This window comes from Marinobacterium sp. xm-d-530 (assembly GCF_013283365.1).
Taxonomy (GTDB): Bacteria; Pseudomonadota; Gammaproteobacteria; order Pseudomonadales; family Balneatricaceae; genus Marinobacterium_E.
Window position 1 is genome coordinate 332,732 of the sequence record NZ_WBYM01000003.1, and the last position, 13,096, is coordinate 345,827.

At 49.3% G+C, this 13,096-nt stretch carries 9 protein-coding genes; 5 read left to right on the plus strand and 4 right to left on the minus strand.

The genetic code is table 11. The annotated features are described in order from the left end of the window. The first annotated feature begins 2 nt into the window (after nt 1-2). From trkA to XMD530_RS07065, 5 genes are all read left to right on the plus strand, one after another. Nucleotides 3-1,397 carry a Trk system potassium transporter TrkA gene (gene trkA / locus XMD530_RS07045; RefSeq protein WP_173484674.1) on the plus strand — a complete coding sequence of 465 codons (1,395 nt, stop codon included), beginning with the start codon at nt 3-5 and terminating at the stop codon, nt 1,395-1,397. 7 nt (nt 1,398-1,404) lie between these two features. Next, a complete protein-coding gene (locus XMD530_RS07050) occupies nt 1,405-2,853 on the plus strand; it encodes a TrkH family potassium uptake protein (protein WP_173506950.1) in 1,449 nt (482 codons plus the stop codon). A gap of 102 nt (nt 2,854-2,955) precedes the next feature. Beyond that, nucleotides 2,956-3,909 (plus strand): glycine--tRNA ligase subunit alpha, encoded by a 954-nt coding sequence (gene glyQ, locus XMD530_RS07055; protein ID WP_173495370.1) that lies wholly within the window; start codon nt 2,956-2,958, stop codon nt 3,907-3,909. Further along, nucleotides 3,909-5,960, plus strand: coding sequence for a glycine--tRNA ligase subunit beta (gene glyS / locus XMD530_RS07060; protein ID WP_173506951.1), 2,052 nt, complete (start codon nt 3,909-3,911; stop codon nt 5,958-5,960). Before glyQ ends, glyS begins: the two co-directional genes overlap by 1 nt. Nucleotides 5,961-6,074: 114 nt before the next feature. After that, a complete protein-coding gene (locus XMD530_RS07065) occupies nt 6,075-6,659 on the plus strand; it encodes a hypothetical protein (protein ID WP_173482175.1) in 585 nt (194 codons plus the stop codon). A gap of 128 nt (nt 6,660-6,787) precedes the next feature. Here XMD530_RS07065 and gyrB read toward each other — a convergent pair whose 3' ends face one another. The 4 genes from gyrB to dnaA are packed head-to-tail and all read right to left on the minus strand — an operon-like array spanning nt 6,788 to nt 12,945. Continuing rightward, a complete protein-coding gene (gene gyrB, locus XMD530_RS07070; protein WP_173482174.1) occupies nt 6,788-9,211 on the minus strand; it encodes a DNA topoisomerase (ATP-hydrolyzing) subunit B in 2,424 nt (807 codons plus the stop codon). Further along, nucleotides 9,204-10,310 (minus strand): DNA replication/repair protein RecF, encoded by a 1,107-nt coding sequence (gene recF / locus XMD530_RS07075; protein WP_173482173.1) that lies wholly within the window; start codon nt 10,308-10,310, stop codon nt 9,204-9,206. The genes gyrB and recF overlap by 8 nt, the downstream gene beginning before the upstream one ends. 45 nt (nt 10,311-10,355) lie before the next feature. Next, nucleotides 10,356-11,459, minus strand: a complete 1,104-nt coding sequence (gene dnaN / locus XMD530_RS07080; RefSeq protein WP_173482172.1) for a DNA polymerase III subunit beta — start codon at nt 11,457-11,459, stop codon at nt 10,356-10,358. Nucleotides 11,460-11,484: 25 nt separating this feature from the next. Then, nucleotides 11,485-12,945, minus strand: a complete 1,461-nt coding sequence (gene dnaA, locus XMD530_RS07085) for a chromosomal replication initiator protein DnaA (RefSeq protein WP_173506952.1) — start codon at nt 12,943-12,945, stop codon at nt 11,485-11,487. Nucleotides 12,946-13,096: the final 151 nt, after the last annotated feature.

Consider the following 13,096-nt stretch of genomic DNA (forward strand, 5'->3'; position numbering starts at 1 on the left):
ACATGAACGTTGTTATTCTGGGTGCAGGACAGGTGGGTGGCTCTCTAGCAGAGCATCTCGCCAGTGAATCCAACGATATTACTGTCATTGATGTCGATGGCCCAAGACTCAGAGAACTTGCAGACCGCCTAGATATTCGTACGGTTGAAGGTCAAGCTTCGCTGCCAACTATTCTGCATAGCGCTGGCGTAGAAGATGCCGACATGTTGATCGCAGTGACTAACTCAGATGAGATCAACATGGTTGCCTGCCAGGTCGCTTGGTCGCATTTTCGCGTACCAAAGTTGATTGCCCGAGTTCGTGACCAAGCTTACAACTATTCAGAAGGTAAGCTCTTCAATACGCAGAAAGAGAACAACGTTGCCGGCATCCCAATAGATGTTTTGATCAGCCCTGAGCACTTGGTGACACAACACATTGCTAGGATGATCCATCACCCAGGTGCCCTTCAGGTTCTCGATTTTGCCGATGGCGCAGCGCAATTGGTTGCCGTGAAAGCCTATTACGGTGGCCCGCTGGTGGGTCGTGAGATCGCACTGCTTAGAGCGCACATGCCCAATGTCGACACCCGTGTGGCAGCCATTTTCAGACAGGATCGCCCTATTATTCCAACCGGTGACACGGTCATTGAGGCGGACGATGAGGTCTTCTTTATTGCCGCTGCCGGCGATATACGTTCGGTTATGGGTGAACTGCGCCGATTAGATAACCCTTACAAACGCATCATGATTGCCGGAGGTGGCAACATCGGATTCCGACTAGCTGAATCGATTGAGGATGACTTCCAGGTCAAACTGATTGAGCGAAGCCTAGATCGATGCAACCACTTGGCACGCGATCTAAACCGCACCATTGTTCTGCATGGCAGCGCTTCTGACTCTGAACTGCTTCTCGAAGAGAATATTGATGATGTCGATGTCTTCTGTGCCCTAACCAACGACGACGAAGCTAACATCATGGCGTCGATGCTGGCCAAACGTTTAGGCGCCAGAAAGGTGATGACGCTGATCAACAACCCGGCCTATGTTGACCTTGTCCAGGGTGGCGTTATCGACATTGCCATATCACCACAACAGACCACCATTGGTGCCCTACTAGCCCACGTTCGTCGCGGTGATGTAGCAGCGGTTCACTCTCTGCGCCGTGGTGCAGCAGAGGCGATTGAAGCGATCGCCCACGGTGACCCGTCAAGCTCTAAAGTAGTTGGGCGCGCCATTGAGGATATTGCGCTACCCGCAGGTGCGACCATCGGTGCCATTGTGAGAGACAACCAGGTATTGATTGCCCACGATGACGTCGTGGTTGAAGATGGCGACCACGTCATTCTGTTCCTTATCGATAACCGTCAAATTGGCGAGGTAGAGAAGCTCTTTACCGTCGGCCTAACCTTCTTCTGAGGCTCCCATGCACTTCAAAGTGATTCTCAGAATACTTGGCCTGCTGTTGATGATATTCAGCATCACTCAGCTTCCGCCAGCCCTCGTCTCGATGATCTACGACGATGGCAATATTCAGGCCTTTGTTGGGGCTTTCTTCGTCACGCTGTTTACCGGTTTTTTGATTTGGCTCCCCTTCATGCGAGTCCGCCAAGATCTGCGAACACGCGACGGCTTCTTAATTACCGTTCTATTCTGGACGGTACTGGGCTTCTTCGGTTCGTTACCTATCTACTTTTCGGCCGAAACAAACCTTACCTTTACCGACGCTCTGTTTGAGGCCGTCTCTGGTCTGACGACAACAGGAGCGACCGTCATCACTGGACTGGATACGCTTCCCAAGTCCCTGCTCTACTATCGACAGCAGCTGCAGTGGTTGGGTGGTATGGGTATCATCGTACTAGCCGTCGCGATACTGCCAATGCTGGGCATCGGTGGGATGCAGCTCTACCGCGCTGAAACACCTGGCCCGGTAAAAGATTCAAAGCTGACACCTAGAATCACCGAAACTGCCAAAGCGCTTTGGAACATCTACCTGACGCTGACGATTGCCTGCGCACTGGGCTACTGGGCGGCAGGAATGGAGCTGTTCGATGCGATTGGCCACAGTTTCTCTACTGTTGCCATTGGCGGGTTCTCAACACACGATGCCAGTATTGGATTCTATGACAGCGCACTGATCGAGATGATTTGTGTACTCTTTATGGTGCTTTCGGGGATCAACTTCGGCCTTCACTTTGCCGCTTGGCGACAGCATAGTGTCGCCCACTACTTCTCAGATCCAGAGTTCAAGTTCTACCTCTTCTCTCTGATCAGCCTGTCGCTGTTTACGCTGTTTGTACTCGACTTTACCGGCACCTACGAATCGATTGAGGCGCTTCGCAAAGCGGTCTTTATGGTTGTCTCCATTGCAACGACGACCGGCTTTGCCGTCGCGGACTTTGCACACTGGCCCGCCATGCTGCCCTTCTTACTCTTCTTGGCAGCCTTTGCCGGAGGCTGTGCAGGATCGACTGGTGGCGGTATGAAACAGATACGTCTACTGCTGATTCTAAAACAGGGTTACCGTGAGATTGTGCGCCTAATTCACCCGAACGCGATCATGCCTGTGAAGCTGGGAAGACGCCCAATTTCGAACAAGGTGCTTGAAGCGGTTTGGGGATTTTTCTCGGTCTACTTGATCGTCTTTGTGGTGATGCTAGTTGCACTGCTAGCCACTGGACTGGATCAGGTAACGGCATGGTCGGCAGTGGGCGCTACGCTCAACAACCTTGGCCCAGGCCTTGGTGATGTTGCGGCACACTATGGTGACATACCGACTACCGCCAAATGGATTCTGGTCTTTGCGATGTTGCTAGGACGTCTTGAGGTATTTACCTTATTAGTCCTACTAACACCGGCTTTCTGGCGCCGATAACCCTATTAAATGGATAGGGTTACGCCCCTCTTAAATTCTTAAGGAATGCTGTATAATTCTCGGCTAATTTTTTGCAAAAAATCCTAGCCGAGGACTTCTGTCGTGACCGACACTGTCAAACCTGATGTAAGCACCTTCCAAGGTCTTATCTTTGCCCTACAACAGTATTGGGCCGAGCAAGGCTGTGTAATTGTTCAGCCACTGGATATGGAAGTGGGTGCTGGTACTTTCCACCCGTCTACCACTCTGCGTGCTATCGGCCCAGAGAGCTGGAACTCAGCTTACGTTCAACCAAGCCGACGCCCAACCGATGGCCGTTACGGTGAGAACCCAAACCGTCTTCAACACTACTACCAATTTCAGGTTGTGATGAAGCCTCACCCAGACAACTTCCAAGAGCTCTACCTTGGTTCGCTTGAGCGTCTTGGCTTTGATCTTTTGACGCACGATGTACGCTTTGTAGAAGACAACTGGGAATCACCTACATTGGGTGCTTGGGGTCTTGGTTGGGAAGTCTGGCTGAACGGCATGGAAGTCACTCAGTTCACTTACTTCCAACAGGTTGGCGGTCTTGAGTGTTACCCGGTCACTGGCGAAATCACCTACGGTCTAGAGCGTCTAGCTATGTACGTTCAAGAGGTAGACAGTGTTTATGATCTCGTTTGGTCTAAGGCACCGGACGGTACCGTTGTAACCTACGGCGATGTCTTCCACCAAAACGAAGTCGAGCAGTCAACTTACAACTTTGAGTACGCTGATGTGCCACACCTATTCAGCAACTTTGAGCACTACGAAAAAGAGTGTCAAAAACTGCTGGATGTCGGCTTACCGCTACCGGCTTATGAACAGGTCATGAAGGCATCGCATACCTTCAACCTACTGGATGCGCGTCACGCGATCTCTGCGACTGAGCGTCAACGTTACATTCTTCGTGTTCGTACCTTAGCTCGCGGTGTTGCCGAAGCTTACTACAACAAGCGTAAAGAGCTTGGTTTCCCAATGGCAGAAGAGTCTATTCGCCAAGAGGTCCTAGCATCACTGGAGGGAGCCGAGTAATGAGTAATCAAGATTTTCTATTTGAACTGGGTACTGAAGAGCTACCACCGGGTGCACTTCTCTCTCTGTCAGACGCACTGGGTAAAAGCCTCACGGCTCAACTGAACGATGCTCAGCTTAACTTTTCATCTTTAGAGCTATTTGCTGCTCCACGTCGCTTGGCCGTATTGGTTAAAGAGCTAGACAGCCAACAGCCTGATCGTAACATTGAAAAACGCGGACCCTCTGCAAAAGCACCTGAACAAGCCGCTAAAGGTTTTGCTGGCAGCTGCGGTGTCTCTCTTGAAGACCTTGTCATTGAGAATACTGACAAGGGTGACTACTACGTCTACCGCGGTACTGAGGTTGGTAAACCTGCTGCAGAACTTCTACCAGGAATGCTTGAGACCGCTTTGAGCGGGCTGCCGATTCCTAAGCGTATGCGTTGGGCGGCTAGCCGTACTGAGTTTGTCCGCCCTGTTAAATGGATCGTTGCGCTGCTGGGTGATGAGGTTCTACCTTGTACTCTACTTGAGGTCACTTCTGGCCGTAAATCACGTGGCCACCGCTTCCACTACCCACATGATATTGAGCTGATGACTGCAGGTGAATACGCTGCCACGCTTCGTAACACCGGTAAAGTTGTGGCTAGCTTCGCTGAGCGTCGTGAAATGATTCGTGAACAAGTGCTAGCTGAAGCTGCTCGTATTGGCGGAACTGCTGAGATTGACGAAGATCTTCTGGACGAAGTCTGTGCACTGAACGAATGGCCTGTTGCATTGGCTGGACGTTTTGAAGAGCGCTTCCTTGAGGTACCTGAGCAAGTCCTAATCCTTTCAATGAAAGAGAACCAGAAGTACTTCCACCTTGTCGATAGCAACAACAAGCTGATGCCGTACTTCATTACGATCTCAAACATTGAGTCTAAAGATCCTCAGCAGGTGATTGCAGGCAACGAGAAGGTGATTCGCCCTCGCCTAGCTGATGCTGCGTTCTTCTTTGAAACGGACAAGAAGGCGCCTCTTATTGATCGCCTAGAGAAGCTAAAGAGTGTCGTATTCCAAAACGAGCTTGGCACAGTCGCCGACAAAGCTGCTCGCATTGAAGCAACGGCCACTGCCATTGCCAAACTGATTGGCGGTAATGAAGCGTTTGCCGCTCGTGCTTCACAACTTGCTAAGTGTGACCTGCTAACAGATACCGTTTATGAGTTCACAGAGCTTCAGGGCCTTATGGGTTACCACTTCGCACTGCACGATGGTGAAGAGCAAGAAGTTGCACAGGCGATCTACGAGCAGTACATGCCAAAGTTTGCCGGTGACGATCTACCTGCCTCTAAAACGGGCATTGCTGTAGCCTTGGCAGATCGCTTGGACACACTAGTCGGTCTGTTTGCGATCAACCAGCCGCCTACAGGTTCTAAAGATCCATTTGCACTGCGTCGTGCAGCATTGGGCGTGCTTCGTATTATCGTTGAACATGAGTTAGATCTTGATCTTAAAGAGCTTCTTCAGACTGCAGCATCAAACTACCAAGCACTCCCTGCTTTGGACAGTGCTGCTGATAATGTCTTTGAATTCATGCTGGAACGCTTCCGTTTCTGGTTTGAAGAAGAGGGCATTAGCGCTGAGATCTACCTGTCGATCCACGGTCTTCGCCCAAGCAAACCATTAGACTTTGTGCGTCGTGCTCATGCTGTTGCGGCCTTTACACAACTTGAAGCGGCCTCAGCACTGATTGCTGGCAACAAGCGCGTTGGTAATATCCTTGCGAAACTAGATTCTACACCGTCTACCGCTATCAACGATGCACTGCTATCTGATGAGGCTGAAAAAGAGCTTGCTCAAGCACTCAAGGGTTTAAGCAGTTCAGTTGCATCAATGACAGGTGAAGGCGATTACCAGGGCGCTCTTCAAGCTCTAGCTGATCTTCGTCAGCCAATCGACCGCTTCTTCGAAGAGGTTCGTGTCATGGCAGATGACGCTGACGTTAAGCAAAACCGTCTTGCGATGCTGCAACAACTTAAAGAGCTATTTGGTGGAATCGCCGATATCTCCGAATTGGCTGGCTAAACTTAATTGGCCATCAAAAAACCCGAGCACTGCTCGGGTTTTTTATTTGTAAATATCTGCTTTTCTACTACTTTGCATAGTGTTGAATCAAACCACTGACTGCAAGGATGCAAGATGCAAAAAGTTAATCCCAAACTCACCGCCATCGCCTATTTCATTATTGGCCTTTTAGTGTTTTACACACTTTTCCTAGATAAACCCATAACCAATGAGGATGATCGAATTATCATTTTTAACCAGCACCCGAATGGTGAAGAGATCAAATATGCACTTGGTTTGAACAGTTATATTGGGTTCGAAATGATTCCATTTAATATGCTTAACAAGCCTCTCTCTGCGACACATCTCCACCGAAGCATTAATGAATTTGATAAATATGCGGTGTATTTTGGTGATGACACGGATGGAGCTCTAACAACCGGCTTCATTCTCAGCGTCAGTGATTGCCTTAGCAGCCCTTCTATTTATCACTCACTCGTCAATCAGATACCTATCTCTTTTACTGCCAGTTGTGACGATAAGCGGGCCGATCTTCAATTTGTCACACCGACCATCCCAAATGACAACCAGCTACTCTTAAACATGTTTGAAAGCCATACGTTCATCGACTATCAACCGAAGTCTAGTTCTGATTTTACTATTAGATTTTCAATGGACGGATTCACTCAAGCGATGCACAGTGAATTTAGCGACGATTGATTCAAATGTTTCACGTGAAACTTTTTATCAAATAAGATTGAAACTTAGAAATAGAAACAAGGAGTTTGTTTCACGTGAAACAAATTAAAAAGGCGCCTATAGGCGCCCTTTCTCTAAAACACTAAACATTAAACATCTAGGTTAGAGACATTCAGTGCGTTGGACTCGATAAAGTCACGACGAGGCTCAACCTCATCACCCATCAACGTGGTAAACAACTGATCAGCAGAGATAGCATCTTCGATCGTCACTTTAAGCATGCGGCGCGCATCAGGATCCATGGTTGTTTCCCAAAGCTGATCAGGGTTCATCTCGCCCAATCCTTTGTAGCGTTGAATGTTACTGCCGCGACGCGCAAGACCCATCAACCATTCAATGCCTTCGCCCAACTCTGTCACATCCATACGACGTTCGCCACGCTGAAGGTAAGCACCATCCGCTAACAGACCAGAAAGCTCTGCCCCAAGATCAACGATCAAGTCGTAATCTTTAGAGCGGAAGAAGTCAGCCTCAAAACGGAACGCATTCGTAATACCGTGAAGCAATACATTAACCACCGGCACATAAGAGCTGTGCTCTTGGTCGTACTCAACATCCACTGTGTAGACTTCTGAACCCGACGTAACAATAGAATCTAGCTTAGCTTGTAGCTCTTTAGCCCAACCCTCTACCGTCGCTTTATCACCCAGCGAATCGGCCGCCAAACGCGGAACATAGAGAGACTGCATCAAAGCCTGGCTTGGGTAGATTCGCGAGAGACGGTTGATCATTGCCATCACCTTACGGTAGCGACCAAATAGCGTCTCAAGCGCTGCACCAGTGATAGCAGGCGCATCTTCAGCAGGATAGAGTGAAGTACCTTCCAAAGCACCTTGAAGCAGGTACATATCCATCGCTTCATCATCTTTTAGGTACTGCTCTTGCTTGCCCTTCTTCACTTTGTACAGAGGCGGCTGAGCAATGTAGATGTAGCCACGCTCAATCAACTCTGGCATTTGACGGAAGAAGAAGGTCAATAGAAGGGTACGAATGTGAGATCCATCGACGTCCGCATCGGTCATGATAATGATGCTGTGGTAACGAAGTTTTTCAACGTTGAACTCATCTCGGCCGATACCACACCCTAGTGCAGTAATCAGAGTACCGACTTCAGCTGAAGTCAGCATCTTGTCAAAACGTGCTTTCTCAACGTTAAGAATCTTACCTTTAAGCGGAAGGATGGCTTGAGTTCGACGATCACGGCCCTGCTTAGCAGAACCACCCGCCGAGTCACCCTCCACCAAGTAGAGTTCAGAGAGTGCCGGATCTTTCTCTTGGCAGTCTGCCAATTTACCCGGTAGACCAGCGATATCCAACACACCTTTACGACGCGTCATCTCACGCGCTTTACGCGCGGCTTCACGGGCACGCGCCGCATCCATCATCTTCTGCACAACCGCTTTCGCTTCAGATGGGTTCTCTAGCAAGTAGTTATTGAAGTGCTCTGCCATCAACTGCTCGACTGCTGTCTTAACTTCAGACGAAACCAGCTTATCTTTGGTCTGTGAAGAGAATTTAGGATCTGGCACTTTAACAGAGATGATCGCCGTTAGACCTTCACGACTGTCATCACCACTGGTGCTGACATTGCCTTTTTTGTTTAACGACTCAGAATCTATGTAGCTGTTCAAACCACGCGTCAAGGAGGCGCGGAAGCCCGATAAGTGGGTACCACCATCACGCTGTGGGATGTTGTTGGCAAAACAGTGAATCGACTCTTGGAATGAGTCATTCCACTGTAGAGAGACCTCAACGCCAACACCATTTTCATGCATCGCATTGAAGTGGAAGATACTGTTAATAGGCGATTTGTTCTGGTTAAGGAAATCAACAAAGGCAGCTAGACCACCTTCGTATTCAAAGACTTCTTCACGGCCAGAGCGCTCATCTTTAAGACGAATACGAACGCCTGAGTTAAGGAATGAGAGTTCACGAAGGCGTTTAGCAAGAATGTCGTACTGGAACTCGATGTTGGTGAAGGTTTCAGGGCTAGGCCAGAAGCGCACGATCGTACCACTGGTATCCGTCTCACCGATCACTTTTAGAGGCTCTGCCGGTACACCGTGGTTGTAAACCTGCTCGTGAACCTGACCAGCACGACGAATGGTCAAACGCAGCTCAGTCGACAGGGCGTTTACCACCGACACACCAACACCGTGAAGACCACCTGAGACTTTATAGGTGTTGTCATCGAACTTACCACCGGCGTGGAGGACCGTCATGATAACCTCGGCCGCAGAGACACCCTCCTCTTCGTGGATATCCGTCGGAATGCCGCGACCATTATCGCTGACGGTAATACTCTCGTCAGCATGGATGGTTACGCCCACCTCACTACAGAAACCTGCGAGTGCCTCATCAATGCCGTTGTCGACCAGCTCGAACACCATGTGATGCAAACCACTACCGTCGTCGGTATCACCGATATACATCCCTGGGCGCTTGCGCACGGCATCAAGGCCTTTAAGAACCTTAATACTGGACGAATCGTAATCTTGGTTTGATTCACTCATAGATCTCTCCAAATGTCTGCTTTGCAGTTAACTGACCTGAATCGACGTTCAATAGGGCACCGTCAGTAGTTGCGCCCCATACCTCTAGCATTGAGCTTGGCTCAACACAGGTTACAAAACTTTGGCTGTTGCTCTGTTTCAAGAACGAGCAAAACGTTGCCAGGTGCTCTTTATCTAACTCAGCAGGGAGGTCATCGATCAAGTAGATACAGGAGTGACCTCGGGTAGCCTCGTAGAGCTGACCCTGCGCAAGTTTAAGTGCACTAACGACCAATTTCTTCTGGCCTCGTGATAAGTGCTCAGCGGCACTGCGACTTCCAACCTTGAATTTAAGGTCAGCACGCTGTGGCCCAAGGGAGGTAAATCCCTGACGCATATCACGTTCAAAACTCTCATTTAACAGAGTCTGTAGATCCTGATCTTTGTCCCAACCCGGGCTAAAACGTAGATCCGTAACGACCTCTCGAACCAACTGCTCAGCAATGCCTGTAAAGTGCGGTAAAAGGGCATCAACATAAGCGCTTCGAAGCTCTGTAAGTCGTTCTGCGTGAAGGATAAATTCTCTATCCCAAACCTCGCGTAACGACCGATCAATATTACCACGTTTTAGCAGTGAATTCCTTTGTTTTAACGCTCTTTGAAAGCCTCTCCAGACGGAAATAAACCCCGTAGAATGGTGAAATCCACCCCAATCGATAAATTGTCGTCTAACAGACGGTGAACCGTCTAAAAGTGTGAAACTTTCAGAGTCGATCACCTGCATCGGGACTAAGCCAGCAAGGGCCGTTAAGTCGATCTCTTCACCTCTGAAACGGGCACGCACATCGCCCTGCTGGGTTCGTTCAACACCTAGACCACCGGAATCAGATTCACCCTCAATCTTCGCAAAACAGGTCAGTTGTTGTTGGCCCTCAGAGATGACATATCGGCTCTGGTGCGTTCTGAATGAGCGGGCCACAGACAAGAAGTGAAGACCTTCCAGAATACTGGTTTTGCCGCTGCCGTTTTGACCGTGAATGATGTTGATATCCGCTGACGCATCAAAGGCCAGGGATTGAATGGATCGAAGATTAGAGAGTTGTAGTCGCTTGATGCGCATAAACAGAAAAGGCCGCCCTAGGGACGGCCTCTATTGAAGCGTTAATTACATGCGCATTGGCATGATGACGTAGGTTGAGTTTGGATCATCGAAGCCTTGAATCAGCGCACTGCTGTTTGCATCAGCTAAGGTGAAACGAACCACATCGGAACCAAGAATAGAGAGTACATCGAGCAGATAGTTAACGTTGAAACCGATATCGATCGAAGGACCTTCGTACTCAACAGCTACAGTCTCTTCTGCCTCTTCCTGCTCTGGGTTATTTGCCGTCACTTTAAGGTAGCCATCGCTGAGCGTCAGACGCACACCTCGATATTTCTCGTTCGATAGAATCGCAATACGCTGGAATACCTGACGCAGCTCTTGGCGATCACCAAGAACGACCTTGTCACCGTTTTTAGGGATCACTCGTTGGTAGTCAGGGAACTTGCCATCAACCAGCTTCGACGTGAAGGTGTAGTCACCGACATTGGCACGAATGTGTGATGCACCAATAACCAGTGTAACCGGTGAGTCACCACCTTGGAGTAATCGAGCTAGCTCAAGAATACCTTTACGAGGCACGATGATCTGATGCGCACCACCCGCTGGCACATCCGCTGCAGAAGCCGAAGTAGCCAGACGGTGACCATCGGTCGCAACCGAACGAAGTGAGTCTTCACTTACTTCCAGTAGCATGCCATTTAGGTAATAACGGACATCCTGTTGCGCCATAGAGAAGCCTGTCTTTTCGATCAACTGACGCAGTTCTGACTGTGGCAAGCTTAACTCGAAGGCTTGTGGGCTATCTTCAACATTCGGGAATTCAGACGCCGCCAAGGTTGTTAGTGAGAACTTAGAACGACCCGACTTGATGATCATCTTCTGACCGCTCAGCTCCATCTCGATACGAGCGTCATCAGAGAGCGATTTACAGATATCCATCAGCTTGCGTGCTGGAACGGTCACAGAACCTGGTTGTGCCGGCTCTTGAAGCTGCACACGCCCTACCAACTCGACTTCGAGATCGGTACCGGTTAGTGAGAGTTGATCACCCTCAGCCACCATCAGAATGTTCGAGAGCACAGGCAGTGTCTGTCTGCGTTCAACCACGCCGGCAACAAGCTGTAGTGGTTTAATCAAAGCCTCACGAGTGATGACGAATCTCATGCGTATTCCTATCTCAGTCTGTCAGTTAGGTCGTCAAATGACGAAGCAGGTTTTTGTAATCTTCTGCGATCTCAGCATTGCTGTCACGCAACTCTTTAATTTTTCGTGTCGCGTGCAAGACCGTGGTGTGATCTCGACCGCCAAATGCGTTGCCTATCTCGGGTAGGCTGTGGTTAGTTAGCTCTTTCGACAAGGACATAGCAACCTGTCTTGGTCGAGCAACTGAGCGACTGCGGCGCTTTGAGTGAAGATCGGCTACACGGATCTTATAGTACTCAGAAACCACTCGCTGAATGTTATCAATACTAACCTGTTTGTCCTGTAATGCCAGTAGATCCTTCAGTGACTCTTTGACAAAGGTCGTGGTGATCGGACTACCGGTGAAGTGAGCATTCGCTATAACTCGCTTCAAAGCACCTTCTAACTCTCGGACATTACTACGAATCTTCTGTGCAAGGAAGAAGGCGGCATCATCTGGAAGCTTAATTCGCGCTTCGTGCGCCTTTTTCATAAGAATAGCGACGCGCGTCTCCAGCTCTGGCGGCTCAATGGCCACGGTTAAACCCCAACCAAATCGAGACTTCAAGCGCTCTTCCATGCCACCAATCTCTTTAGGATAGCGATCACTGGTCAAGATCATCTGCTGACCACCTTCAAGTAGCGAATTAAAGGTGTGGAAGAACTCCTCTTGCGAGCGATCCTTGTTGGCAAAGAACTGAATGTCATCGATCAACAACGCATCGACCGAGCGGTAGTAGCGCTTAAAGTCATTAATCGCATTCAGCTGAAGTGCTTTAACCATATCGGCTACGAAGCGCTCTGAGTGCAGGTAGACAATCTTAGCGTTGGGATTACGCTTAAGCATTTCTGCACCCACAGCATGCATCAAGTGAGTTTTACCTAAGCCGACACCACCATAAATAAAGAGTGGGTTGTAACCACCACCCGGGTTATCGGCCACCTGTTGAGCCGCAGCAGAGGCTAGCTGGTTTGATTTACCTTGAACAAAGGATTCGAACGTAAAGCTGGGGTTTAAACTGGTCTGATGGCGCAAACCACCCTCGACCTGCACCGTTCGCTCCATCACCTCTGGCTGAACCTCAAGCTCAGGCTGAATAATATCAGTAGAGGGGGCAACAATAGAGGTCGACGTGAATTCAGCTTGGGACTCTTGAGCCTCAACACGCATTGGCTTTGCTCGAGCCACTTCTGGTCGAGTACGAGTGACGGGTGAGGCAACGGACCCTGCTATGCTTATTTCGATAAGTGGCGCAGATTCACCACTCAAGCGTTCAACGACATCTTGAAAGCGGGTAACGAACTTATCCGCGACCCAATCCTTTACGAAACGGTTTGGGGCCAGTAGAACAATGTGCGACTCGGTCTCTAGATCCAAACGCAATGGGCGAACCCAAGTGTTGTACTGCTGTGACGGCAGTTCATCTTTTAGCGTTTCTAGGCATTGTTGCCATAGATCTTGAAACATTTGTTGAGTCCCAGTGGGTTTTTAGAAGTATGGTTGAATCTTATCCCCAATGGGTGCAATTATCCACAGAATTTTCAGATAAATAGCTGCAAGGTTTTTAAATCAATAGGTTACAAGCCCTCACAACCTTTGACCTATATCCGACTTTTTC